This window comes from Amycolatopsis sp. NBC_00438, from assembly GCF_036026695.1.
GTDB lineage: Bacteria > Actinomycetota > Actinomycetes > Mycobacteriales > Pseudonocardiaceae > Amycolatopsis.
In genome coordinates, this window is the sequence record NZ_CP107923.1 from 6,818,031 (window position 1) to 6,842,500 (window position 24,470).

19 protein-coding genes and 2 rRNA genes (1 of these 21 only partly in view) are annotated in these 24,470 nt (G+C 69.9%); 7 read left to right on the forward strand and 14 right to left on the reverse strand.

Going from position 1 to position 24,470, the window contains the following annotated elements:
- Nucleotides 1–96 precede the first annotated feature (96 nt).
- On the forward strand, nucleotides 97–1,461 hold the full coding sequence (locus OG494_RS30610) for a zinc-dependent metalloprotease (RefSeq protein ID WP_328444595.1): 1,365 nt from the start codon (nucleotides 97–99) through the stop codon (nucleotides 1,459–1,461).
- Nucleotides 1,462–1,814: 353 nt separating this feature from the next.
- Here the strand turns inward: OG494_RS30610 and OG494_RS30615 are convergent, their stop codons facing one another.
- On the reverse strand, nucleotides 1,815–2,324 hold the full coding sequence (locus OG494_RS30615; RefSeq protein ID WP_326946449.1) for a M48 metallopeptidase family protein: 510 nt from the start codon (nucleotides 2,322–2,324) through the stop codon (nucleotides 1,815–1,817).
- Between the two features lie 230 nt (nucleotides 2,325–2,554).
- Here OG494_RS30615 and OG494_RS30620 point away from each other — a divergent pair, with 230 nt between their 5' ends.
- The 3 genes from OG494_RS30620 to OG494_RS30630 all read left to right on the forward strand — a co-directional run bounded on the left by OG494_RS30620 (nucleotide 2,555) and on the right by OG494_RS30630 (nucleotide 6,052).
- Nucleotides 2,555–3,601 (forward strand): hypothetical protein, encoded by a 1,047-nt coding sequence (locus tag OG494_RS30620; RefSeq protein WP_328444599.1) that lies wholly within the window; start codon nucleotides 2,555–2,557, stop codon nucleotides 3,599–3,601.
- A 60-nt stretch (nucleotides 3,602–3,661) separates the two neighbouring features.
- On the forward strand, nucleotides 3,662–5,002 hold the full coding sequence (locus OG494_RS30625; RefSeq protein ID WP_328444601.1) for an ABC1 kinase family protein: 1,341 nt from the start codon (nucleotides 3,662–3,664) through the stop codon (nucleotides 5,000–5,002).
- Between the two features lie 162 nt (nucleotides 5,003–5,164).
- The gene (locus OG494_RS30630) at nucleotides 5,165–6,052 is read left to right on the forward strand and encodes a hypothetical protein (protein ID WP_328444603.1); all 888 of its coding nucleotides are present in this window, start codon (nucleotides 5,165–5,167) and stop codon (nucleotides 6,050–6,052) included.
- Between the two features lie 829 nt (nucleotides 6,053–6,881).
- On the opposite strand, the gene OG494_RS30635 is transcribed toward OG494_RS30630, so the two are convergent.
- From OG494_RS30635 to OG494_RS30660, 5 genes are all read right to left on the reverse strand, one after another.
- On the reverse strand, nucleotides 6,882–7,067 hold the full coding sequence (locus OG494_RS30635; protein WP_328444605.1) for a hypothetical protein: 186 nt from the start codon (nucleotides 7,065–7,067) through the stop codon (nucleotides 6,882–6,884).
- Nucleotides 7,064–7,936, reverse strand: coding sequence for a class I SAM-dependent methyltransferase (locus OG494_RS30640; RefSeq protein ID WP_328444607.1), 873 nt, complete (start codon nucleotides 7,934–7,936; stop codon nucleotides 7,064–7,066). The genes OG494_RS30635 and OG494_RS30640 overlap by 4 nt, the downstream gene beginning before the upstream one ends.
- 580 nt (nucleotides 7,937–8,516) lie before the next feature.
- Nucleotides 8,517–8,870 (reverse strand): WhiB family transcriptional regulator, encoded by a 354-nt coding sequence (locus OG494_RS30650; protein ID WP_328444611.1) that lies wholly within the window; start codon nucleotides 8,868–8,870, stop codon nucleotides 8,517–8,519.
- A 151-nt stretch (nucleotides 8,871–9,021) separates the two neighbouring features.
- Nucleotides 9,022–9,282: a hypothetical protein gene (locus tag OG494_RS30655; protein ID WP_328444613.1), complete on the reverse strand. Its 261-nt coding sequence runs from the start codon at nucleotides 9,280–9,282 to the stop codon at nucleotides 9,022–9,024.
- Between the two features lie 220 nt (nucleotides 9,283–9,502).
- The gene (locus OG494_RS30660; protein WP_328444615.1) at nucleotides 9,503–11,587 is read right to left on the reverse strand and encodes an ATP-dependent DNA helicase UvrD2; all 2,085 of its coding nucleotides are present in this window, start codon (nucleotides 11,585–11,587) and stop codon (nucleotides 9,503–9,505) included.
- 65 nt (nucleotides 11,588–11,652) lie between these two features.
- Between OG494_RS30660 and OG494_RS30665 the strand changes: the two genes are divergently transcribed.
- Nucleotides 11,653–12,381 carry a DUF4191 domain-containing protein gene (locus OG494_RS30665; RefSeq protein WP_328444617.1) on the forward strand — a complete coding sequence of 243 codons (729 nt, stop codon included), beginning with the start codon at nucleotides 11,653–11,655 and terminating at the stop codon, nucleotides 12,379–12,381.
- An 827-nt stretch (nucleotides 12,382–13,208) separates the two neighbouring features.
- Here the strand turns inward: OG494_RS30665 and OG494_RS30670 are convergent.
- Nucleotides 13,209–13,598: an RDD family protein gene (locus tag OG494_RS30670; RefSeq protein WP_328459068.1), complete on the reverse strand. Its 390-nt coding sequence runs from the start codon at nucleotides 13,596–13,598 to the stop codon at nucleotides 13,209–13,211.
- 270 nt (nucleotides 13,599–13,868) lie between these two features.
- Here OG494_RS30670 and glnA point away from each other — a divergent pair, with 270 nt between their 5' ends.
- Nucleotides 13,869–15,293 (forward strand): type I glutamate--ammonia ligase, encoded by a 1,425-nt coding sequence (glnA, locus tag OG494_RS30675; protein WP_328444619.1) that lies wholly within the window; start codon nucleotides 13,869–13,871, stop codon nucleotides 15,291–15,293.
- Between the two features lie 125 nt (nucleotides 15,294–15,418).
- On the opposite strand, the gene OG494_RS30680 is transcribed toward glnA, so the two are convergent.
- The 5 genes from OG494_RS30680 to OG494_RS30700 all read right to left on the reverse strand — a co-directional run bounded on the left by OG494_RS30680 (nucleotide 15,419) and on the right by OG494_RS30700 (nucleotide 21,308).
- Nucleotides 15,419–15,850 (reverse strand): acyl-CoA thioesterase, encoded by a 432-nt coding sequence (locus OG494_RS30680; protein ID WP_328444621.1) that lies wholly within the window; start codon nucleotides 15,848–15,850, stop codon nucleotides 15,419–15,421.
- Nucleotides 15,851–15,860: 10 nt separating this feature from the next.
- Complete coding sequence (locus tag OG494_RS30685; RefSeq protein ID WP_328444623.1) at nucleotides 15,861–18,839, reverse strand: bifunctional [glutamine synthetase] adenylyltransferase/[glutamine synthetase]-adenylyl-L-tyrosine phosphorylase; 2,979 nt, start codon at nucleotides 18,837–18,839, stop codon at nucleotides 15,861–15,863.
- Between the two features lie 39 nt (nucleotides 18,840–18,878).
- On the reverse strand, nucleotides 18,879–20,012 hold the full coding sequence (locus OG494_RS30690) for an inorganic phosphate transporter (RefSeq protein ID WP_328444625.1): 1,134 nt from the start codon (nucleotides 20,010–20,012) through the stop codon (nucleotides 18,879–18,881).
- A 95-nt stretch (nucleotides 20,013–20,107) separates the two neighbouring features.
- Nucleotides 20,108–20,857: a type 1 glutamine amidotransferase gene (locus OG494_RS30695; RefSeq protein WP_328444627.1), complete on the reverse strand. Its 750-nt coding sequence runs from the start codon at nucleotides 20,855–20,857 to the stop codon at nucleotides 20,108–20,110.
- Nucleotides 20,858–20,876: 19 nt separating this feature from the next.
- Nucleotides 20,877–21,308 carry a rhodanese-like domain-containing protein gene (locus OG494_RS30700; protein ID WP_328444629.1) on the reverse strand — a complete coding sequence of 144 codons (432 nt, stop codon included), beginning with the start codon at nucleotides 21,306–21,308 and terminating at the stop codon, nucleotides 20,877–20,879.
- Between the two features lie 111 nt (nucleotides 21,309–21,419).
- Between OG494_RS30700 and OG494_RS30705 the strand changes: the two genes are divergently transcribed.
- Nucleotides 21,420–21,869 carry an Lrp/AsnC family transcriptional regulator gene (locus OG494_RS30705; protein ID WP_328444631.1) on the forward strand — a complete coding sequence of 150 codons (450 nt, stop codon included), beginning with the start codon at nucleotides 21,420–21,422 and terminating at the stop codon, nucleotides 21,867–21,869.
- A 330-nt stretch (nucleotides 21,870–22,199) separates the two neighbouring features.
- Here OG494_RS30705 and rrf read toward each other — a convergent pair.
- Together rrf and OG494_RS30715 are read right to left on the reverse strand one after the other, a co-directional pair.
- A 5S ribosomal RNA gene (rrf, locus tag OG494_RS30710) occupies nucleotides 22,200–22,316 on the reverse strand.
- An 83-nt stretch (nucleotides 22,317–22,399) separates the two neighbouring features.
- A 23S ribosomal RNA gene (locus tag OG494_RS30715) occupies nucleotides 22,400–24,470 on the reverse strand; it runs 1,052 nt beyond the window's last position.

Sequence of the window (24,470 nt, forward strand, 5' to 3'; positions counted from 1 at the left end):
ACAGCGTACGGTGACCGTGTTCGCTTCTCGGTGAAGGCCACGCACATGGGTCCGGTTGACGCGCTCCGGGGCGCCCGACCCGCGTACGGTGGACCCATGAGCAAACCCCCGTTCGGCTTCGGACCTTCCGATCCCGACAAACGAGGTGAGAACGACCCCTCGGAGGGCGGGCAGCAGTCCGGCGCCGAGGCCTTCAACCAGCTCGGTCAGATGCTGAGCCAACTGGGCCAGATGCTCAGTCAGGCCGGCACTTCCAGCGGGCCGGTGAACTACGATCTCGCCAAGCAGATCGCCCTGCAGAACCTGGGCAGCGCCGGCAACACCGGCGAGAGCCGGCTCGGTTTCTCCGGCGGTGACGACTCGAACGCCGCCGTGCGTGACGCGGCCCACCTCGCCGAGATGTGGCTCGATCCGGCGACGTTCCTGCCCGCGGGCGCGACGTCGACGGTCGCCTGGTCGCCGCGCACCTGGGTGGAGAAGACGCTCCCGACGTGGCAGCGGCTCTGCGACCCGGTCGCCCAGCGGATCTCGGGTGCCTGGATGGAGGCGCTGCCGGAAGAGGCCAAGCAGGCCGCCGGCCCGCTGATGCAGATGATGGGGCAGATGGGCGGGATGGCCTTCGGCTCCCAGCTCGGCAGCGCGCTGGCGCAGCTCGCGTCGGAGATGCTGACGTCGTCCGAGATCGGCCTGCCGCTGGCGCCCCCCGGGACGTCGGCTCTGCTGCCGGCGAACATCGAGAAGTTCGCCGAGGGCCTGGAGCTGCCGAACAGCGAGATCCTCGTGTTCCTGGCCGCCCGCGAAGCGGCGCACCAAAGGCTCTTCACGCACGTGCCGTGGCTGCGTCAGCGGCTGCTGGCGACGGTCGAGGAGTTCGCCCACGGGATCTCGGTCGACACGTCGGCGCTGGAGTCCCTGGCCGGCCAGATCGACCCGTCGAACCCGGCGAGCATCGAAGAGGCCATGTCGTCCGGGCTGCTGGAGCCGCAGACGACGGAGGAGCAGAAGGGCGCGCTGAACCGCCTGGAGACGTTGCTCGCCCTGGTCGAAGGCTGGGTCGACGTCGTCGTGGCCGAAGCGGTCGGCGACCGACTCCCGGGTGCGGACGCACTGCGCGAGACCCTGCGCCGCCGCCGCGCGACGGGTGGCCCCGCCGAGCAGACGTTCGCGACCTTGGTCGGCCTGGAGCTGCGCCCCCGCCGCATGCGAGCGGCGTCGACGCTGTGGAACATGGTGGGTGAGCAGCACGGCATCGAGAAGCGCGACGCCCTGTGGTCCCACCCGGACCTGATGCCGACGGCCGAGGACCTCGACGAGCCCCTGGACTTCTCGGCGCGAGTCGGCCGGAGCGGCACGGCGGACGACCTGGACCCGATGGCCGAGCTGGAGCGCACGGAGCGCGAAGAGCGGGAGAAAGCGGACCCCCCGACCGGCGACGACACCCCGGACGACACCAAAAGCTGAGCTTCACCCCTGGACCGGGCGCCCCGCCACCGCGAGGCGCCCGTTCCGTCCCCCCGCCCACCCACCGTGTAGACCCCCAATCACACGAGCCGACCTTCCAGGCACGCGAACCGACCCTCCAGGCACGCGAGCCGACCCTCCAGGTACGCGTGTCGTCCGTCCAGGTACGCGTGTCGTCCGTCCGAGTACGCGTGTCGTCCACTCAAGTACGCGAGCCGATCACCCAGGCACGCCGGCCGACCCTCCAGGCGCGGAGCCGACCCTTCACGAGTTCGCCACCCCGCGCCCTCAAACGCAACCGGGGTGACCCGCACCAGCGGATCACCCCGGTTCCGTCCGAAACCGTCACCCGGTCAGTCCTCGGTGGAGATCCCCCACCCGGCGGCCGCCGACAGTCCTTCGAGGTACCCCATCGCGCGCTCCGCTTTCGGGTACCGCTGCACCAACGCCCAGAACGCCGCGTCGTGCCCGGGCTCGCGCAGGTGCGCCAGCTCGTGCACCAGGACGTAGTCCAGGACCCACGGCGGGACCTTCCGCAGCCTGTCGCTGACCCGGATGGTCGCGTCGACCGGTGTGCAGGACGCCCACCGCGTGCGCATCGGCGGCACCCAGCGGACGCTCGCCGGTACCGCGGTGCCGCCCAGGTACTTGCCCGACAGCTGCGCGCAGCGCGCCAGCAGGGCTTCGTCCGACGCCTTCGGGGACGCCGGCCGACGTGGTTCCGAGCGCTGCAGCTTGCGCTCCATCTCGGCGACCCAGTGTTTCTCCTCCGCCCTCGTCATCCGCGCCGGGATGAGCACGACGAGCGTGTCGTCGTTCCAGTACGCGGTGACCGTCCGGTGCCGGCGCTGGCTGCGCCGCACTTCGACCTTGTGTTCGGGTGTGTCCGATGAGGGGTTGTCTTCCCCTCGACCCCTCAGCGAGGGCATCCGTGCTTCGACCACTCGACAACGGTAAGGCCACCCACCGACAACTCCGAGCGCCTTAAGGTCACAGACGCGAGTTGTCCACAACTACTCCCACCTGTGGATAACTCGGCGCTTCCGGGTCGTTCGGACGTCTGCGGGTCGCCGGCGGGTGCGATTCTGCGGACATGCTGCTCTCCCCTGCGGACATGCCACCGGTGCTGTTGCCGGCCTTTCCCGCCCTGCTCCCGGGCCTGACCGTGCTGGAACGCGGCCCCGGCGAGATCCAGATCGGCCTCGACCCGCGCCACGGCGTGGCCATCGAAGGCCTGCCCCCGAACCTCGTCACGCGGTTGCGGCTGCTCGACGGCCAGGCGCCCGTCGAACGGATTCTGCTCGCCGAGAGCGAACACCGTGATCAGCTGCGCGCCCTCCTGCTCCAGCTGACCGCACTCGGCCTGGTCACCGAGGCCGGCTCGGCCGACCGCGCCGCGCTTCGCGGCGAGTCGGGTCTGTGGTCGCTGCGAGCCCGTCACCACCAGGCCGCATTGACCGACCGGCGGCGCACGACGGCGATCTCGGTGCACGGCGACGGCCGGCTGGCGGTCGCCGTGGCGATCCTGCTGGCCAACGCCGGGATCGGGCACGTCGAGCCGCGGCTACCCGGCACGGTGGCCGAACACGACCTCGGCTCCGGCTTCACCGAGGCGGATCTGGGCCGTCCCCGGCGCCACGCCCTCGCCGACCTGCTCCGCCGGGTCGACCCGCGGGTCCGCGTCACCCGGCTCCACGACCGGTACCCCGACCTGGTGCTGCTCACCGACGCCATCGTGCCCGCGCCCGAGGTCGTCGCGGAGCTGATGGAGGACGGCGTTCCCCACCTGGCGGTCCGCGTGCGCGACGGGACCGGCATCGTCGGGCCGCTGGTGGTGCCGGGCCGGAGTTCGTGCCTGCGCTGCGCCGACCTGCACCGGACCGACCTCGACCCGTGCTGGCCGCGGGTCGCCGGGCAGCTCGCCGGCCGGCACCAGCGGCCCGACCTCGGCGCGGTCCAGGCGTGCGCGTCCCTGGCCGTCGCCCAGGCCATGCGGCTGCTCTCCCCCGCCGAGCTGGCGCCGCCGGCGTGGAACGCGACCCTCGAGTTCGACGCCTTCGACGGCCGCATCCGCCACCGCGGCTGGCCACCGCATCCGCGGTGCGGATGTGGTCCACCCGCGCCGCCACAGGAGACGTAGACCACTAAGACGTCACGAGCAGGCTGCGCTCGGCCGCGTGCGCAAGGCAGAATCGACGGGGTGACCGACTTCCGCGACGCCGCCGATCGTGACACCGCGATGCCGAGCAAGGGTGCGGCCCGCACCGCCAAGCTCGCCAGCCTCCCGCTCGGGATGGCCGGGCGGGCCGTCACCGGCTGGGGCAAGCGGCTGGCCGGCCAGAGCGCGGAGCAGGTGAACGCGACGCTCTCGGCCAAGGCCGCCGAGCAGCTGTTCGAGGTGCTCGGCACGCTCAAGGGCGGGGCCATGAAGTTCGGCCAAGCGCTGAGCGTGTTCGAGGCGGCGGTGCCGGACGACATGGCGAAGCCCTACCGCGAAGCGCTGACGAAGCTGCAGGCCGCGGCGCCGCCGATGGCGGCCCGGCAGACCCACCGGGTCCTCGCCGAGCAGCTGGGCCGCAGCTGGGCCGGCCGGTTCACGTCGTTCGACGACGAGCCCGCGGCGGCCGCGAGCATCGGCCAGGTGCACCGCGCGGTCTGGCACGACGGGCGCGAGGTCGCGGTCAAGGTCCAGTACCCGGGGGCCGACGAGGCGCTGCGCAGCGACCTGCGGCAGCTGCAGCGGTTCAGCAGGCTGTTCCAGGCCTTCGTGCCCGGCACCGAGGTCAAACCCCTGCTGGCCGAGCTCGCCGCGCGGATGAACGAAGAGCTCGACTACCAGTCCGAGGCCCAGCACCAGCGGGCCTTCGCGAAGGCGTTCGACGGCGACCCCGGCATCCTGGTGCCGCGCGTCGTCGCCAGCGCGCCGAAGGTCGTCGTGACGGAGTGGGTCACCGGCACGCCGCTGTCGAAGGTGATCGCCGACGGCGACCGCGAGACGCGGAACCTGGCCGGCCGGCTGCTGGCGGAGTTCCACTACTCGTCGCCCGAGCGCGTCCACCTGCTGCACTCGGACCCGCACCCGGGCAACTTCATGATCACCCCGGACGACAGGCTGTGCGTCATCGACTTCGGCGGCGTGGCGCGGCTGCCCGAGGGCATCCCCCGCCACCTGGGCGAGATGACCCGGCTGGCCCTCGACGGCGAGTCCGCGGAGTTGATGCGCCTGCTGCGCGAGAACCGGTTCATCCGGCCGGACAGCGACCTGACCGCGGACGAGGTGCTCGGCTACCTGGCGCCGTTCACCGAGCCGCTGGCCGAGCCGACGTTCCACTTCACGCGCAAGTGGATGCAGCGGCAGGCGGGGCGGGTCGGCGACAGCCGCGGCAACGACTTCCGGGTCGGCCGTTCCCTCAACCTGCCGCCCGAGTACCTGATGATCCACCGCGTCACGGCGGGCTCGACGGGCATCCTCTGTCAGCTCGACGCGGAGATCCCGGCGCGGGGCATCGTGGAGCGCTGGCAGCCCGGATTCGCCGGCTGAGTTGTCCACAGGCCGGGCCGCGAACGGGCGGATTCCGCCGAGTTGTCCACAGCTGCGGGAAGCGGGGTTCCACCCGGTTGGAGGAGCGTTCATGCTCGATCCATGACCGCTACGCATCGCACTGATCCTCTCGCCCTCGGTAACCCCGACACGTGCGAGGTGATGAACCTCGAACAGCTACGCAGGGCCGGGGTGTCCGATCGAAGAACCCGGCGGCTCTGCGGCCCCGGCGGGCCGTGGCGCCGCCTGCACCCCGGTGTCGTCCTGCTGCGCAACACCGCGCCGACGCGGCAGCACCTGCTGCACGCGGCGATCGTGCGGTACGGGTCGAAGGTGGTGATCAGCGGCGCCGACGCCCTGCGGGCCCACGGCGTGAAGTGCCCGGCGGCCGGCGAGATCGAGCTGCTGGTGCCCGACTACTGCCGCGTCGCGACGAAGGCGGGGATCCACGCGACCCGGACGTCCCGGCTGCCGGATCCGGTGCTGGTGGACGGCCTGCCGTTCGCCCCACCGGCCCGCGCGGCCCTGGACCTGGCGCGAGCCGAACCCGACCCGGCACGGATCCGGCAGCTGCTGACGCTGCCGCTCTACTGGGGGCTGTGCGACCGCCAGCAGCTGCTGGCCGAGCTCGAGGCGGGTCCGCAGCGCGGCTCGTCGGCGGTCCGGAAGGTCCTGCGCCGCCTCGACGAAGGCCCGATCCGCGCGCACGGCCTGGCGGCGCGAGTCCTGGACACGGCCCTGCTCCCACCGCCGAACTGGGACGTCACGATCTGCGACCGCCGCGGCCGCCGCATCGGCGAGGCCGACGCGTGGTGGGACGAGATCGGCCTGGCCTGGCAGTACCACTGCGGCCCCGGTATCAACAGCGGCTTCACCCACCTGGCCCTGGCGGCGACGGGAATCATCCTGGTCCGCTGCACGGTCCGCCAGCTACGCCAGGTCCCCCGCGACGTGGCGAAGGAGCTGGTCCAGGCCTACGGCGAGGCATCCCGGACACCCCGCCCCCGAGTCCGGGCCCTGACCACGCCCCCGATCGGCGACGCAGCATGAGCCGGCCAAGGGCATTTGCGGCGCTCGGCAACCCGCCGTCGAGACCCAGCACCGCTCCAACCCTCAACCGGCGACCCGGCACGAGCGGCTCCGGGGAACCGCACTCCCGAACCCAGGCTCCGCCCCGGCCCTTGATCGGCGGTGCAACTTAAGCAAGCCGAACGCATGCACCGCCCGCGCGAACTCCAATCCCAAGCCCGAGCCTGCTCAGCCCTAGACCGACGGCGACATGAACCCCGACGAGAGCATCCGCACCGCCCGCGGGAACCCGCGAGCCCGAGTCCACGCCCAGCTCCAGCCCTCGATCGGCGACGACATGAGCCCGTTCAAGGCGTCCGCACTGCCCGCCCGACCTGCACCTCAAGTCCGAGCCTGCTCCAGCCCATGACCCGACAGCGACATGAGCCCGTCAAAACATCCGCACCGCCCGCACCGCACCCCAAGTCCGAGCCCAGCTCCAACCCACGACCGGCGGCGACATCAGCCGCCAAAGCGTCCGCGCTGCTCGCGGAACCGCACCCAGAGTCCGCGTCCTGTTCCAGCCCTCGATCGGCGACAAGATGAGCCCGTCAAGGCGTCCGCACCGCCCGCCCGAACCGCACCCCAGGTCCGAGCCCAGCTCCAGCCCACGACCGGCGGCGACATAAGCCCGCCGAGAGCACCGCTTGCGAACCGCAAGCCCGAGTCCGCGCACTGCCTCTAGCCGGGGGCGGCGCGGTGTGAGCCCGCCAGGATGGCCCGCCCATTCACCAGCGCGCGGCTCGGCCAGGCGTCGTGCCTGCCCGGCTGAACCGCCCGATACCCGTACTCCCGCGAAGGAGCGTCGTGATCACCAGTATTCGTCCGGCAGCTTGCCCTCGATGTCGCGCACGTGCTGCCGCGCGCAGTCCGGGCACAGCCATCGCAGCGTGCCGCGCTCGCGGGTGGACACCCAGGCGAGCGCCGTAGCCGGGTCGTCGTCGGGGCCGCGGGTGCGCCCGCAGCGCGTGCACCCGACCGGTTCCGGGGCGCTCATCGCGACCGTCCACTGTGGATTACCTTGGCGCCGAACAGGTACAGATCCGGACGGTCGCCGAGGAAGTCCGGGCCGGCCGGGTCGGTGAGGGCGGCGATCGTCGCGCGGTCGTCGGCGTCGAGACGATCGCTCGTCGACTCGCCGAGCCAGCCGATGCGGTGCACCACGTACTCGCGCAACAGGTCCGAGCCGGGCATCGGGTGGTCGATGAGCGCGCCGAACGACTCGACGTCCTCGAGCCCGGCCTCGCGAAGCGCGCGCGGCCAGCCGTAGGGCATGGCGACACTGCCCGCGATGCCGGCCCGCATCGCGGCGAACCACTCGGCCCGCGCGGCGAGCAGCCGATGCTCCAAGCCGGGCCGTCCGATCCCGAGATCCCAAGGGAGGCAACGCATTTCGAGCCCGCCTTCGGAAATGGCGAGCACCGCACCCGGCCGCAGCAACCCGGCCAAGGTCCGCAGCGCGGCCTGCTGATCGCCGACGTGGTGCACCACCCCGGACGCCCACACGAGGTCGGCGGCGGGCACCCGGTCGGCCAGCCGGGGATCGGCGAGGTCACCGTGCACGGTGACCACTTCGACGCTCTCGCCGGCGACCGCGCCGACAGCCCGCTGCGCTTCGGCGAGCAGCGTGGGTGTGGCGTCGAGCAGCACGACGGTGCCCCCGGCGCCGCGGGCGAGCTCACGCGCGAAGTGCACGCTCATCCCACCGGCCCCACATCCGACGTCGACCACGGTCGGCCGCTCAGCCGTCCCGGAAAGGAGGCGCCGCGCGACGGGCGCGAGTGCTTCGGCGTCGAGGGTGTCGGCCATGCGCAGCTGGGCGAGGCGGTCCGCCCAGTCGATGTCGTCGTGGGTGTGTGCGGACATCACCCCATTCAACACCGCCACCCGGCAGAAAGGCGCGCGCGAACAACCAGACACCAACCAGACGGGGCGGGGCGGGGGCGGGGGCGGGGGCGGGGGCGGGGGCGGGGAATCGTGTCTCCCACCGATCAGAGCCCGATCCGCTCTCACCGGTGACGACTGGCGAACGCAAGTCGTCACCGGGGAGAGCGCAATGAGGGTGCGGCGAGGTCGTCGAAGACCGGCGTCGGCAAACCGGCACCAGACCCGGCCGGCACAACCACGCGAAACCCATCTGACCAGCGCAAATCCAGCGCGCAGGCCCCTGCCGCCGTCGTGGCGGCAGGGGCCTTCGCTCAGCTCTGGTTCTCGTACCGCTCCGCTCGCTGAGCCGCCCATCGGGCTACGCGGCTCCATCGGCGGACGGCGCGGGCGCTACCCCGGGCCCGCTGAGCGCGGACCCCTTCCTCCAGATCCCGTATTCGGGCCCTGGACAATTCTTCGTAAAGCAACATCTCGCTGGTCTCCTCGATCTCGGTCTTCGTCAACTGCAGGTGCACGCGTTTGCGCGCTTCGTGGTCCCTCGTGGTGATCGGTTCGACGCTCATGCCGCGGCGCTCCGGTGCTCGCCGCTCTTGGCGACGGCGGGCTCGACGGTGGCGTTCTTGCGCGGCCGGCCACGGGGCCGCTTCCGCGCGATCACGACACCGCGCTCGAAGATCTCGCCACCCCAGACGCCCCACGGCTCACGCCGGGCCAGCGCGCCGGCCAGGCAGGCCTCGCGAACCGGGCAGTCGGCGCAGGACGCCTTGGCGCGCTCGAGCTCGGCCGGGGACTCGGCGAACCAGAGGTCCGCGTCGCCCGAGCGGCAGGGCAAAGCCACGTCCGGGACGGTGACGGGGTCGAGCAGGTCGGCGAATATTGCCTCACCCGCGGTGTAGGCGATGGCCGAAGACATGTGAGTTCCTCCTGGTGTCGTACGGGATTCGGTTTTGGGCGTGGAGCTGGGCAATGCTGTTCCTCTTGGGTTGTGCAGCCAAAAACACGAAGGCCGCGGATCCGGGTTTTCCGGTTCCGCGGCCTTCGTGAGCCTCAGTGTCCTGACTGGGTCAGGAACTTCGCTCCCGTATCGACAACGGAACACGGAACTGCTTGATGGTCGGCAGATCGGCCTGCGGGTACGCGGCGAGAACGCCCTCGGTCCCGAAGACGACGACATCGCCGGTGGTCCAGCCCCGCATGACGCGACGCGTGCCACGGATCTCGTGCGCGCTCACGGGCACACCGGTGCCCGGGCGCTGTGCAGCCGCGACTTCCGCGGCGCAGGACAGACGGGTGCCCGGGTTCGTGAGCGTCAGGTTGATGGTCATTTCACCGGCACCTCCTTCGTCTGTACTCTGCACACGCGGCCGCGGCGCGGCACTTCACGTGGATCCCCAGCCGAGCCCTTCGGGCTCGGTACTGGCAGGTTATTGCCCCCCACCACACCGGGGCAACTTAATTACGGGGAAAATCCTCGAAGATACGAAGATCGCCCCTGAGCAGCGGGTTCGCCGCGTGGATCATGGTCCCGACGCGGTCAAGACCTCATCAGGACCCCGTCGACGCGCGAACGACGCCGAGGATCTCGGTGCCGAAGCGCTCGAGCTTCGTCGCGCCGATCCCGGAGATCGACACCAATGCCGACTCGTCGACCGGGCGCTGCTCGGCGACGGCCATCAACGTCGCGTCGGTGAACACGACGAACGGCGGCACCTTCAGCTCGCGGGCGCGGTCGGCGCGCCAGGACTTCAACCGCTCCAACAGGTTCTCGTCCACCGACGACGGGCAGCGCCCGCAGCGGCCGAGCTTGACCTCGAGGGTTTCCAGCAGCGGCCCGCCGCACACCCGGCACCGTGTCTTCACCGGCGCGGCCGGCTTCTGCTGCGACCGCGCGGCCCGGGCGGCCGGGTGGTCCTCGGGGATCAGGCCGTAGAGGAAGCGGCTGCGACGGCGGTTGCGGCGCGCGCCCGGCGTGCGGGCGAGCGCCCACGACAGCCACAGGTGCTCGCGGGCCCGGGTGACGCCGACGTAGAACAGCCGGCGCTCCTCCTCGATCGCCGCCTCGTCGCCGTCGGCGTGCAGGATCGGCATCGTGCCCTCGGCGAGGCCGACGAGGAACACGGCGTCCCACTCCAGTCCCTTCGCCGCGTGCAGCGACGCGAGCGTCACGCCCTCGACCGTCGGCGGGTGCTGCGCCGCCGCGCGCTGCTCCAGCTCGGTGTTGAAGCGCGGCACATCCGCGTCGGCCACCGTCGCGGCGAGCTCCTCGGCCAGCTCGACGATCGCCAGCAGCGCGTCCCACCGCTCCTTGGCCGCGCCACCGGCGGGCGGCGACTCGGTGAGGCCGACGCGGGCGAGCACCGAGCGCACGGTCGTGACCAGGTCGGAGCTGCCGTCACCGCTCGCGGTCCGCAGCGCGGACATCGCCTGCCGGACCTCGGGCCGGTTGAAGAACCGCTCGCCGCCGCGGACCAGGTACGGGATGCCGGCCTCGGCCAGCGCCGACTCGTAGGCCTCGGACTGGGCGTTGACGCGGTAGAGCACCGCGATCTCGCTCGCCGCGACGCCGCCGTCGAGCAGCTCGCGCACGCGCCGCGCGACGGCGCCGGCCTCGACCTGCTCGTCGTCGAACTCGGCGAAGCGCGGCTGCGGGCCCGGCGGGCGCTGGCCGATCAGCTTGAGCCGCGAGCCGGCCGGCCGGCCGCGGGCGGCGCCGATCACCTGGTTCGCCAGCGAGACGACCTCGGGCGTCGAGCGGTAGTCGCGTTCGAGCCGGACGACGGTCGCCTCCGGGAAGCGCCGCGTGAACTCCAGCAGCGACCGCGGCGACGCGCCGCCGAAGGAGTAGATGGTCTGGTTGGCGTCGCCGACCACCGTCAGATCGTCACGCCCGCCGAGCCACGCGTCGAGCAGGCGCTGCTGCAGCGGTGTGACGTCCTGGTACTCGTCGACGACGAAGCAGCGGTAGCGGTCGCGGAACTCCTCGGCGACGACGCCGTGCTCCTCGAGCACCGCCGTCGTGTGCAGCAGCAGGTCGTCGAAGTCGAGCACCTGCGCGGCGTTCTTCAGTTCTTCGTAGTTGCGGTAGACCTCGGCGACCTGCGCGGCCGGGGCGGGAATGTCCCGCTGGGCGCGCGCGGTGACGGCCGGGTAGTCGTCCGGGGTGATCAGCGACGCCTTCGCCCACTCGATCTCGCTCGCCAGGTCGCGCAGGATCTCGATCTCGGTGCCGAGCTTGGCCCGGGTCGCGGCCTGGCCGACGTAGCGGAACTTGTTCTCGAGCAGGTCCCACGGCTGGCCACCGACGACGCGCGGCCAGAAGTAACGCAGCTGACGGCGGGCGGCGGCGTGGAACGTCAGGGCCTGCGCGGCGTCGACGCCGAGGCCGCGCAGCCGGGCGCGCATCTCCCCCGCAGCACGCGTCGTGAACGTGACGGCGAGCACCTGACCAGCGGAAACGTGCCCGGACATGACGAGGTGGGCGATGCGGTGGGTGATCGTGCGGGTCTTGCCCGTGCCGGCGCCGGCGAGAACGCAGACCGGCCCCCTCGGGGCACTGGCGGCGGCGCGCTGCTCGGGGTCGAGACCATCGAGCAGACGGGTGCGGCTCTTCGGGGAAAGTACGCCAGTCACGTCCCGCATCCTCGCAGAGGGGGACGGGGAATCCGGGCAGGGGCACGCGGCCGTATCCTGGGCAGATGGCGGGACAGCAGGACAAGGAAGCGGCCAAGCAGGCCAAGAAGGAGAAGCGCGCGGCGAGCAAGGCCCGGCGTGGCCAGCTCTTCGAGGCCTTCAAGATGCAGCGCAAGGAAGACCCTTGGCTCATCCCCTGGATGGTCGGCGCGATCGTCGTCGTCGCAGGTGTGGCCTTCGGCATCGGCTTCTTCTTCGACTCCCAGTGGGTGCTGCTCCCCCTGGGCATCATCCTCGGCGCGCTGCTCGCCATGATCATCTTCGGCCGTCGTGTCCAGAAGACGGTCTACTCGAAGGCCGACGGCCAGCCCGGCGCGGCGGCGTGGGCGCTCGAGAACCTCCGCGGCAAGTGGAAGGTGACGCCGACCGTCGCCGCGACGACCCAGCTCGACGCCGTGCACCGCGTGCTCGGCGGCCCGGGCGTGGTGCTCGTCGCCGAGGGCGCGCAACACCGCGTGAAGACGCTGCTCGCCCAGGAGAAGAAGCGCGTCTCCCGGCTGATCGGCGACACCCCGATCTACGACGTCACGATCGGCCACGAAGAGGGCCAGATCCCGCTCAAGAAGCTCCAGGGCTTCCTGATGAAGCTGCCGCGCAACCTCAAGCCGGCCCAGGTCGACGCCCTCGAGGCGAAGCTGGCCGCCCTCGGCAACCGCGGCGCGGCGATGCCCAAGGGCCCGATGCCCGCCGGCGCGAAGATGCGCAACGTCCAGCGCACGATCCGTCGCCGCTGACCCGCACAGACGACAAAGGCCCCGTCCGGGTGGACGGGGCCTTTCTCGTGCGCGGGTGCCGGGCAGCGGGTTCGGCGGCGGGTTTCGGACGCGACGCACCCAGGGCCGCCGATGGCGCGGGGCCGACGCCGGCCGATACCAGGGGCGCCCTCCGGGAGCGCTGCTCCGACACCAAGCCGGGCAGAGGCCGACGCCGGAGGCTGCCGAGACCACCGGCCGGCCGATGTCGGGCCTACCGGGCCGAGGCCGCTGGCGGGCCGCTTGACCAGTCAGTGTCCGCCGCGGCTGCCGACGGCCGTGTGGTCAGCGCAGCCGGATCCATCGGGCCTACGGGGCCGAGGCCGCGGGCAGGCCGGTTGACCAGTCAGCGTCCGCCGCGGCTGCCGACGGCCGTGTGGTCAGCACAGCCGGTTCCATCGGGCCTACGGGGCCGAGGCCGCGGGCAGGCCGGTTGACCAGTCAGCGTCCGCCGCGGCTGCCGACGGCCGTGTGGTCAGCACAGCCGGTTCCATCGGGCCTACGGGGCCGAGGCCGCGGGCAGGCCGGTTGACCAGTCAGCGTCCGCCGCGGCTGCCGACGGCCGTGTGGTCAGCACAGCCGGTTCCATCGGGCCTACGGGGCCGAGGCCGCGGGCAGGCCGGTTGACCAGTCAGCGTCCGCCGCGGCTGCCGACGGCCGTGTGGTCAGCACAGCCGGATCCATCGGGCCAACCGGGCCGAGGTCGTGGGCGGGCCGGTTGACCAGTCAGCGTCCGCCGCGGCTGCCGACGGCCCGTGTGGTCAGCACAGCCGGTTCCAGTTGCCTCTGCTACGGCTCGCGGCGGGTGGTCAGCGCAGCCGGATGACGACCGTGCCGGTCAGCCGATCGAGCCAGCTGCGGCCGTCGGCGTTGCGGATCGCGGCCGGGATGATCACGAACGTGAGCACCGCCCGGACCAGCGCCCGCAGCGGGCCGACCAGAGCGGCGCCGTCGAGGCGGGCCACCCGGATGCCGACCACGCCCATCCCGGGGGTGAAGCCGAAGAAGCCGGCGGAGGCGACCGAGATCACCGCCCAGACGCCGCCGGACCACAGGTTGAAGTTCTGCATGGCCACCGGGTCCTGCAGGTTCGGGTGCACGAAGATGGCCGTGACCAGGGCCGCGATGACGAGGTCGACGAGCAGCCCGAGCAGCCGGGTCCCGCCGCTCGCCGCCGAGCCGACGCCGGACTCGGGCAGGCCGAGCTTCTCTCCCGGCCAGCGCGAACCGTCCTGATCAGTACTCTGGCCACCGTCACCCGTGCCGGGCAGCCATTCTCCGGTCCATCTCGCCACCCGTCCAGGGTATGCCGGTGGCGCAGAGCACATCCGACCTGGTCGGATACCCGATATCCGGCGACCCGTTAACACCGGCGAAACATACGGGTGACGGTCGGGCAACACCGCGCTTTTAGCGTGAGCCGAAGAGAGCACTGCCGCACGAGCTCGAACGAGAAGGAGTCACCGAGGGTGCCCACTACTCCAGACGACATTCAGCGCCTCATCACGGACGAGGACGTCGAAGTCATCGACGTCCGGTTCTGTGACCTGCCCGGCGTGATGCAGCACTTCACGGTCCCCGCGAAGGCCTTCACCGAAGAGGCCTACGAAGAAGGACTCGCGTTCGACGGCTCCTCGGTGCGCGGCTTCCAGTCGATCCACGAATCGGACATGCTGCTGCTGCCGGACCCCGAGACGGCGCGCATCGACCCGTTCCGCAAGGCGAAGACGCTCTCGCTGAACTTCTTCGTGCACGACCCGTTCACCCGTGAGGCGTACAGCCGCGACCCGCGCAACATCGCGCGCAAGGCCGAGCAGTACATCGCGGAGTACGGCGTCGCCGACAACGTGTACTTCGGCCCCGAAGCCGAGTTCTACATCTTCGACTCGGTCCGCTTCGACTCCGCCGAGCACGCCTCGTTCCACGAGATCGACTCCGTCGAGGGCTGGTGGAACACCGGTACCGAAGAGGTCGGTGGCAACCAGGGTTACAAGACGAAGTTCAAGGGCGGCTACTTCCCGGTTCCGCCGGTCGACCACTTCGCCGACCTGCGCGACGACATCGTCCGCGCGCTGCAGGGTTCCGGTTTCGAGATCGAGCGCGCGCACCACGAGGTGGGCACCGCCGGCCAGACCGAGATCAACTACAAGTTCAACACGCTGCTGCACGCTGCGGACGACCTGCAGCTGTTCAAGTACATCGTGAAGAACACCGTGTTCGCCGCGGGCAAGACCGCGACGTTCATGCCGAAGCCGCTCGCCGGCGACAACGGCTCGGGCATGCACTGCCACCAGTCGCTGTGGAAGGACGGCACGCCGCTGTTCCACGACGAGTCGGGCTACGCCGGCCTGTCGGACACCGCGCGCCACTACATCGGCGGCCTGCTCAAGCACGCCCCGAGCCTGCTGGCCTTCACGAACCCGACGGTGAACTCCTACCACCGCCTGGTCCCCGGCTTCGAGGCCCCGGTTTCGCTGGTCTACTCGCAGCGCAACCGCTCGGCGTGCGTCCGGATCCCGATCACGGGCAACAACCCGAAGGCCAAGCGCGCCGAGTTCCGCTGCCCGGACTCCTCGGGCAACCCGTACCTGGCGTTCTCGGCGATGATGATGGCCGGGCTCGACGGCATCAAGAACAAGATCGAGCCGGCGGACCCGATCGACAAGGACCTCTACGAGCTCCCGCCGGAAGAGGCCAAGAACGTCAAGCTGGTCCCGGGCGACCTGGGCACGGTCCTCGACACGCTGGAAGCCGACCACGACTACCTGCTCGAGGGTGGCGTGTTCACGCCGGACGTGATCGAGACGTGGGTCTCCTACAAGCGCGAAAACGAGATCGACCCGCTGCGCCTGCGCCCGCACCCGTACGAGTTCGCCTTGTACTACGACGTGTGATCCGCTGACGCGTCCCTTGGGCACGCCGGCGGCGAGGAGCGGAAACGCCCTCGCCGCCGGCGTTCTTTTCGTCCGGGCTCCGTGACAACCGGGGCTTCGCCACCCGGAATCCCCGGAAAGCTGCCTCAGTCGCCTTCGGCCGTCGACAGCAGCTTCAGGTCCGCGCCCGCCTCGGCGAAGCGGCCACGCGGGTCCGCCGCCAGCTTGCGGAGCTCCAGGTCCATCAGGCCCAGCGTGCACGTGATCTCCGCGGCCAGCGTGCCGTCGGCCTTGTAGATGTTCGAGTCCATCGAGAACGTCTTGCCGCTGCCGAACTTCGCGTCGCACGTCACGTCGACGACGTCGCCCGCGCGGATCTCGCGGCGGAACACGATGTGGGACTCCAGGAGCACGGCCGCGAAGCCCTCGATGCCGTTGAGCGCACCCGCCTGCTCCAGCAGCTCGAGCCGCGAAACCTCGCCGTAGGAGTGGTACACGGCGTGGTTGAGGTGGCCCAGGGTGTCCAGCTCGTAGTGGCGGACCTTGATCCGGGTCCGGAACGGCTCTCGATCGGTCACGCGCCCCACCTTAATCAGCCTCGTAGAACAGGTGCTCCACCACCGTGTGCGCGCGGCGCGTGATGCGGCGGTAGGTGTCGAGGAACTCGCCGGGGTCGTCCTCTGCGGTCTGGCCGAGCACCCGCGCCACCGCGGCCAGGTCACGGCCCGAACCGGGGACCTCGTCGACGGCCTTGCCGCGCACCAGCATCCCGGCGTTGCGCACCCGGGTCGCCAGCAGCCACGCCTCGGCCAGCGAGTCCGCTTCGGACTGCTCGGCCAGGCCCGCGCCGGGGAGCACCGCCAAGGCGTCCAGCGTCGACGTCGTCCGCAGTTCGGGAACGGCGTGGGCGTGCTGCAGCTGCAGGAGTTGCACCGTCCACTCGACGTCGGCGAGGCCACCGCGGCCGAGCTTCGTGTGCCGCGTCGGATCCGCGCCCTTCGGCATCCGCTCGGTCTCGACGCGTGCCTTGATCCGGCGGATCTCGCGGGCCTTCGTCGAGTCCAGGCCACCTTCGGGGTAGCGGATCGGGTCGATCATCGTGATGAACCGGTGCCCGAGGTCGTCGTCGCCGGCGATGAACCGGGCGCGCAGCAACGCCTGCGCCTCCCACACCTCGCCCCAGCGCGCGTAGTAGGCGCGGTACGACTCGAGCGTGCGCACCAGCGGGCCGCTGCGTCCCTCCGGTCGCAGGTCGGCGTCGACGACCAGCGCCGGGTCCGGGCTCGGCGCGCCCAGCATCTTCCGGACGGTCTCCGCGACCGACGACGCGAACTTCACCGCGTCGGAGTCCGAGACGCCTTCGGCCGCTTCGCACACGAAGAGCACGTCGGCGTCGGAACCGTAGCCGAGCTCGGCGCCGCCGAGCCGGCCCATGCCGATGACGGCGATCCGCGCGGGCGTCCGGCCCAGCTCGGCCTGGCGCTGCCGGAACGCGGCGGCCAGCGCGCCCTGCAGCACCGCGACCCAGACGCTGGACAGCGCCGCGCACACGGCCGGGACGTCGAGCAGCCCGAGCAGGTCCGCGCAGGCCACGCGCAGCAGTTCGTGCCGCCGCAGCGACCGCGCCGCCGTGACCGCCGGGTTCAACCCGGGCTGGCGGCGGACGGCCGCCCGCAGCGACGTCGCCACCTCGGCCGGCGTGCGGCCCAGCAGCCGCGCCGGGTCGCCGAGCAGCTGCAGCACCTCGGGCGCGCGGACCAGCAGGTCGGGCACCAGCCTCGACGTGCCGAGCAGGATGGCCAGCCGTTCGACGACCGTGCCTTCGTCGCGCAGCACCCGCAGGTACCACGGCGTGTCTTCCAGCGCCTCGGAAACCTTGCGGTACGACAGCAGCCCGCCGTCCGGGTCGGGGGTGTCGGCGAGCAGGTCGAGCAGCACGGGCAGCAGCGCCTGCTGGATCGCGGCGCGCCGGGACACGCCCGAGGTGAGGGCCTTGATGTGCTGGAGCGCGCCGTCGGGCGCGGTGTAGCCGAGGGCGGCCAGGCGGCTGGCGGCCTGCTTGGTCGTCAGGCGGAGCGCTTCGGTCGGCACGTTCGCGACCGACTGCAGCAGCGGCCGGTAGAAGATCTTTTCGTGCAGCCGCCGGATGCCCTTGCCGTGCTTGCGGAACTCCGCCAGCAGGGCCTCCCCCTCGCTCTTGCCACCGGTCGGTTTCACACCGCTCGCGCGCGCGAGGATCCGCAGCTCGTCGGTGTCGGACGTCGCCGGGAACAGGTGCGTCCGGCGCATCCGCCGCAGCTGCAGCCGGTGCTCCAGCATCCGCAGGAACTCGTACGACGCGCCCAGCTCGGCCGCGTCCTTCCGGCCCACGTAACCGCCTTCGCCGAGCGCCGCGAGCGCGTCCATCGTGGACGGCGACCGCAGCTCGTCGTCCACCCGGCCGTGCACGAGCTGCAGCAACTGCACCGCGAACTCGACGTCACGCAGGCCACCGCGGCCCAGCTTGAGCTCGCGCTCGGCGTGCTCGGACGGCACGTGCCCCTCGACCCGGCGGCGCATCTGCTGCACCTCGGCGACGAAGTTGTCCCGATCGGCCGCCGACCACACCAGCGGCGCCACCATCTCGGCGTACTGCCGGCCGAGTTCGACGTCGCCGGCGACCGGACGCGCCTTCAGCAGCGCCTGGAACTCCCAGGTCTTGGCCCACTTCAGGTAGTAGCTCTGGTGGCCTTCGAGGGTGCGGACGAGCGCGCCGGCCTTGCCTTCCGGGCGCAGCGCCGCGTCGACCTCGAAGCACGCGTTCCCGGTGACGCGCATCGTCGTGCTCGCCAGCCGCGTCGCGACACTGAGGTCGCCCGCGCCGACGAAGATGACGTCGACATCGCTGACGTAGTTGAGTTCCCGGCCGCCGCACTTGCCCATCGCGATGATCGCGAACGTGTCGTCGGCCGAGGCGCCGACCTCGGCCTCGGCGACCACGAGCCCGGCGGCGAGCGCGGCCTCGGCCAGCTCGGTCAGCTGCGCGGCGACCTCGGCGTAGCGCGGCTGCTCGAGCCCGCTCTCGACGAGGTGCCCCAGGTCCGCGGCGGCGATGCCGAGCAACAGGCCGCGGTAGGCGACCTTCAGCGTCTGCTCGGCTTCGAGCTTGGTGATCACGGAACCGTCTTCACGCAGGAGCGCGGTGCGCAGGGCTTCCCGGTAGCCGGCGGGGTTCGTGCTCTTCTTGCCGGTCAGCGAGTGCCACTGCGCGGGGTTCGCGCACAGGAAGTCGGCCAGCGCGGTCGACGTCCCCAGCACGCCGAGGAGCCGGCCGCGGAACGTCCGGTTTTCGCGGAGCTGCTCGTCGAGCCGCGTCCACTCTTCGCCGTCGGCCTCGCGGATGCGGTCCAGGCCGCGCAGCGCGAGATCGGGGTCGGCGGCGCGGGACAACGCCGAGAGCACGTCGGTCGCCGCGGCGACCGGGCCGGCGTCGTCCCACCAGCCGGCCGCGCGCAACTGCCCCTCGGCACGGGCGTCGGTGAAGCCGTACCTCGCCGCCGAAGCGGTCGTTCGCGCGCGGTCTGCCATCACGAACCACCGTAGCCGGAACGGCCTCTTGATTCCGGCTCAGGCGGCCAGGCGTCCCGGCTCGGTGTCGGCCGGCGTCGGCTCGGGGACCTGGAAGCTGTGCGCGGTGACGGGGTGGCGGCGGGAGAGCAGCCAGATTCCGGCGCCCACCCCGATTCCGACCACGCCGACGGCGATGGTGCCCGCGCTGCCGAGTGAGGCGATCTTGCCGGAGACCGCACCGACGATCGCGGCGGCGGGCAGGGTGAACAGCCAGGCGATGACCATCCGGCCGGCCATCCGCCAGCGGACCGGCGCCTCGCGGCGGCCGACACCGGAGCCGACGATGCCGCCGGAGCACACGTGCGTCGTCGACAGCGGGAAACCGAGCCGCGACGAGACGAGGATGACGAGCGCGGAGCTCGTCTGGGCGGCGAAGCCCTGCGGGCCCTCGATGTCGGTCAGGCCCTTGCCGAGGGTGTGCGTGATGCGCCAGCCGCCGAGGTAGGTGCCGGCGGCCAGCGCGCAGGCGGCGCTGACGATCACCCACACGGGCGGGGCGGCACCCGGCGGGAGGCTACCGGCGGTGACCAGCGTGAGCGTGATCACGCCCATCGTCTTCTGCGCGTCGTTCGTGCCGTGGGCCAGCGAGACCAGCGACGCCGAGACGATCTGGCCGATCTTGAAACCGCGTGTGGCCGGCCGGTTCCGGACCAGGAAGCGGTAGACGAAGTACGTCACGACCAGCGCCACGAGACCGGCGATCACCGGCGAAGCGGCCGCCGGCAGCAGGACCTTCTCGACGATCTTTCCGAAGTGGACCGAGTCCGCGCCCGCCGAAACCCAGGTGGCGCCGATCAATCCGCCGAACAGCGCGTGCGACGAGCTCGACGGGAGCCCGACGAACCATGTCACGAGATTCCAGACGATCGCGCCAATCAGCCCGCCGAAGACGATCGACGGGCCGATCTTCGTGTCGTCCACCAGGCCGCTGGAGATCGTCTTGGCGACTTCCACCGACAGGAACGCGCCGACGAGGTTCAGCACCGCGGAGATCGCGACGGCCACCCGGGGCTTGAGCGCCCCGGTGGCGATCGACGTCGCCATCGAGTTCGCGGTGTCGTGGAACCCGTTGGTGAAATCGAAGACCAATGCCGTGACGACCACGATCACGACCAGCAACGAGGGGTCCACCCCGACCTCCGCACCCTTGTGGGGACTCTTCCCGCAAGGTACCTGACGAGTGACGCAGGTTGTTAACAGCCCGTTGCCGATTGTGACGCTATCCGTTAAGCCAGCGGTAACGAGCGTTGACTGTCAGCGGCGGGCTGGAGCTCACCGGACGCCAGTCGGACGAACCGCTGCGCGAACGGACGCCACGTCTCGGCGATGTCGTCGTGCACGGTGATCAACTTGTCGTGGTCGAGCGATCCCGGCCGGGCCAGCTCCGCCATTTCGGGCTCATCCGCGGCCCAGCTCTCGACGATCTCGGGCGTCGTCTCGATGTGGAACTGGACAGCGTAGACACACCGGTTGAACCGGAAGGCCTGGTACTGGTAGCGCGGAGCGGATGCGAGCAGTTCGGCGCCCGGCGGGAGCCGGGTGATCGCGTCGTTGTGGAACTGCAGGACGTCCTGCATCAGCGGCAGGTCGGCGAAGAGCGGGTCGGTCCACGCGGCGTCCTTCTTCGAGACCAGGTGCGGGCCGACCTCGGGCCCGTCGCGCCCGACCTCGACGCGGCCGCCGGTCGCGACGGTCAGCAGCTGGGCGCCGAGGCAGATTCCCAGCGTCGGGAGCTGCCTCGACGCCGCTTTCGCCAGCAGGCGCCGCACATCGGCGAGCCACGGGTGCTTCGTGTCGTCCTCCGCACCCATGCCACCACCGAGGCAGACGACCCCGGCGTAACCGTCGAGATCGCCGGGCAGCTCCTGCCCGGGCGGCAGCCGGAGGTCGAGTTCCGCGCCGGCTTCGGCCAGCCAGTCACCGAGGGGACCGAGCGGGTCCGAGACGTCCGGCTGGATGATCAGCAGTCGTGTCACGTCTTCCAGGGTAAGTGCGTCAGCAGGCGCAGCGAATACCGGTCGTGCCCGGTTCGCCGTGCGCCTCGACGGGGTAGCCGGCGGCTCTCCAGCCGGCGATGCCGCCGGAGAGCCGTTTCACCCGGAAGCCGAGTTCGGCGAGCTTGAGCGCGCCCTTCGTGGCGGCGTTGCAGTTGCTGCTCTCGCAGTAGCAGACGTAGACGAGGTCGCGATCGAGGTGAGCTGTGCTCTCGCGCGTCATGTCGCGGTAGGGCAGGTTGATCGCGCCGGGAAGGTGCGCCTGCGCGAAGGCCTCGGGAGCGCGGGTCTCGACGATGACGTACCCCTCGGTACAGCCGGCGTCCAGGTCCCGGGCGAGGTCATCCGGATCGACCTCGAAGCCGAGCTCGGCCGCGAAGTAGGCGGCGGCTTCGGCGGGAGCCGGGGCGGGGAAGGCGAGTGTGCGTGTCATGGGTCAATCCTGCTGATCACGGCGTCGCGGACACAGGGCAGAATCGGGGTGAAGGCCCGGGCCGGCCTGGGATTTCCCTGTTTCCGCCCCTGCTGACTTGGGAGAACCACGGTGGACCTCGACGACGTCGACTGGCACCTGATCGAGCTCCTCCAGGACGACGGCCGGCTGAGCTTCACCGAACTCGGGCGGCGGGTGTCGCTGTCCGGTTCCGCGGTGACGGAGCGAGTCCGCCGTCTCGAGGAGCGCGGAGTGATCACGGGCTACACGGCGAGCGTGGACACGACCAAGCTGGGGCTGCCGATCGAGGCGTTGGTCCGGGCCCGGGTACGCAGCCTGGACACCCCCCGCTTCCGGACGGCGGTGCTACCGCTGCCGGAGGTCATCGCCGCGGACCACGTCACCGGCGACGAGTGCTGGATCCTGCGGGTGCTGTGCCGGAACACGGCGGAGCTGGAGGAGCTGGTCGAGAAGGTGCAGCGATACGGCGAGACGACAACGTCGTTGGTGCTGTCATCGCCGTTGCGCCGGCGCCCGTTGGCTCGGCGGGGACGATCGTGAGGCATCACGGAACTCGCGCACCGTGCGAGAGGGGCAGGTCGCGCGCCCAGGCAGTCGGCTCGCGTGCCCAGGCAGTCGGCTCGTGTACCCGAACGGTCGGCTCCCGTGATTGAAGCGCCGGCACCCGTGATCCGGGGGCCGGCACCCGCGATTCACAGGTCAACACGTGACCAGACAGCCGACTCGTGTGATTGGGAGGTCGGCTCGTGTGGTTGGAGGGTCGACACGGGGTTGGCTGCGGTGCCGGCCGCACGGGTTTTGGGTATAGAAAAAGGGCCTGGCCGGGAGAACCGTAGTTCTCGACCAAGCCAGGCCCTTCCCCAACAAAATGTTCGGCGGTGTCCTACTCTCCCACAACCCTTCGGTTGCAGTACCATCGGCGCTGTCAAGCTTAGCTTCCGGGTTCGGAATGGGACCGGGCGTTTCCCTGACGCTAAAACCACCGAAACACTACGAAACAACCACACCCCCCAAAAAACAGGGAGCCGTGTGGTGTCTCAGAAACCGTAGAGTGGATGCGTAACACCTTCGTAGACAAGTCCTCGGCCTATTAGTACCAGTCAACTCGACAACACATTACTGTGCTTCCATATCTGGCCTATCAACCCAATGGTCTATTGGGGGCCTTAACCCACAAAGGGTGGGATACCTCATCTTGGAACAGGCTTCCCGCTTAGATGCCTTCAGCGGTTATCCCTTCCGAACGTGGCCAACCAGCCATGCCCCTGGCGGGACAACTGGCACACCAGAGGTTCGTCCGTCCCGGTCCTCTCGTACTAGGGACAGCCTTCCTCAAGTATCCTACGCGCGCGGCGGATAGGGACCGAACTGTCTCACGACGTTCTAAACCCAGCTCGCGTGCCGCTTTAATGGGCGAACAGCCCAACCCTTGGGACCTACTCCGGCCCCAGGATGCGACGAGCCGACATCGAGGTGCCAAACCATGCCGTCGATATGGACTCTTGGGCAAGATCAGCCTGTTATCCCCGGGGTACCTTTTATCCGTTGAGCGACACCCCTTCCACCAGGTGGTGCCGGATCACTAGTCCCGACTTTCGTCCCTGCTCGACATGTCTGTCTCACAGTCAAGCTCCCTTGTGCACTTGCACTCAACACCTGATTGCCAACCAGGCTGAGGGAACCTTTGGGCGCCTCCGTTACTCTTTAGGAGGCAACCGCCCCAGTTAAACTACCCATCAGGCACTGTCCCTGAACCAGATCATGGCCCGAGGTTCAGATTCCCAATTCGACCAGAGTGGTATTTCAACAACGACTCCACAGTAACTAGCGTCACCGCTTCACAGTCTCCCACCTATCCTACACAAGCCGAACCGAAAACCAATACCAAACTATAGTAAAGGTCCCGGGGTCTTTCCGTCCTGCCGCGCGTAACGAGCATCTTTACTCGTAGTGCAATTTCGCCGGGCCTGTGGTTGAGACAGCCGGAAAGTCGTTACGCCATTCGTGCAGGTCGGAACTTACCCGACAAGGAATTTCGCTACCTTAGGATGGTTATAGTTACCACCGCCGTTTACTGGCGCTTAAATTCTCAGCTTCACCCCCGAAGGGATTAACCGGTCCTCTTAACGTTCCAGCACCGGGCAGGCGTCAGTCCATATACATCGTCTTGCGACTTCGCATGGACCTGTGTTTTTAGTAAACAGTCGCTTTCCGCTGGTCTCTGCGGCCACCCACCCCTAGTCCGTAAAGGACTTCAGGATGTTTGGCCCCCCTTCTCCCGAAGTTACGGGGGCATTTTGCCGAGTTCCTTAACCACAGTTCACCCGATCGCCTTAGTATTCTCTACCTGACCACCTGTGTTGGTTTGGGGTACGGGCCGTGCATGCACTCACTAGAGGCTTTTCTCGGCAGCATAGGATCACTCTACTTCGCCTCAAACGGCTACGCATCACGTCTCAGCCTTAGTGCCGTGCGGATTTGCCTACACGACGGCCTACACGCTTACACCAGGACAACCATCGCCTGGCGGAGCTACCTTCCTGCGTCACCCCATCGCTTGACTACTACGAAATCAGGTCCCACGCTCCACAACACCAACTCCATCCGAAGACTTCGCCGGCGCGCTTTGGGTGGTTAGTATCAAACGCCTCGTCATGGGCGCACATGCTCGGGTACGGGAATATCAACCCGTTGTCCATCGACTACGCCTGTCGGCCTCGCCTTAGGTCCCGACTTACCCTGGGCGGATTAGCCTGGCCCAGGAACCCTTGGTCATCCGGCGGCAGAGTTTCTCACTCTGCATTCGCTACTCATGCCTGCATTCTCACTCCCACACCCTCCACCGCTAGCTTCCGCCACGGCTTCCCTGGGTGCAGGACGCTCCCCTACCCATCAACACGACTACACAAGGACTTCAAGAGCCCAAGTGGATCTATTGTGTCAATGACACAGCTTCGGCGGTGTGCTTAAGCCCCGCTACATTGTCGGCGCAGGACCACTTGACCAGTGAGCTATTACGCACTCTTTCAAGGGTGGCTGCTTCTAAGCCAACCTCCTGGTTGTCTGGGCAATCCCACATCCTTTCCCACTGAGCACACACTTAGGGGCCTTAGCTGGTGTTCTGGGCTGTTTCCCTCTCGA

What these genes read in the sequence shown, in the direction of transcription:
- OG494_RS30610 (WP_328444595.1), top strand. Translation starts at nt 97, where the DNA reads ATGAGCAAACCCCCGTTCGGCTTCGGACCTTCCGATCCCGACAAACGA.
- OG494_RS30620 (WP_328444599.1), top strand. Translation starts at nt 2,555, where the DNA reads ATGCTGCTCTCCCCTGCGGACATGCCACCGGTGCTGTTGCCGGCCTTT.
- OG494_RS30630 (WP_328444603.1), top strand. Translation starts at nt 5,165, where the DNA reads ATGAACCTCGAACAGCTACGCAGGGCCGGGGTGTCCGATCGAAGAACC.
- OG494_RS30635 (WP_328444605.1), bottom strand. Translation starts at nt 7,067, where the DNA reads ATGAGCGCCCCGGAACCGGTCGGGTGCACGCGCTGCGGGCGCACCCGC.
- OG494_RS30640 (WP_328444607.1), bottom strand. Translation starts at nt 7,936, where the DNA reads ATGTCCGCACACACCCACGACGACATCGACTGGGCGGACCGCCTCGCC.
- OG494_RS30650 (WP_328444611.1), bottom strand. Translation starts at nt 8,870, where the DNA reads ATGTCTTCGGCCATCGCCTACACCGCGGGTGAGGCAATATTCGCCGAC.
- OG494_RS30655 (WP_328444613.1), bottom strand. Translation starts at nt 9,282, where the DNA reads ATGACCATCAACCTGACGCTCACGAACCCGGGCACCCGTCTGTCCTGC.
- OG494_RS30665 (WP_328444617.1), top strand. Translation starts at nt 11,653, where the DNA reads ATGGCGGGACAGCAGGACAAGGAAGCGGCCAAGCAGGCCAAGAAGGAG.
- OG494_RS30685 (WP_328444623.1), bottom strand. Translation starts at nt 18,839, where the DNA reads ATGGCAGACCGCGCGCGAACGACCGCTTCGGCGGCGAGGTACGGCTTC.
- OG494_RS30700 (WP_328444629.1), bottom strand. Translation starts at nt 21,308, where the DNA reads ATGACACGCACACTCGCCTTCCCCGCCCCGGCTCCCGCCGAAGCCGCC.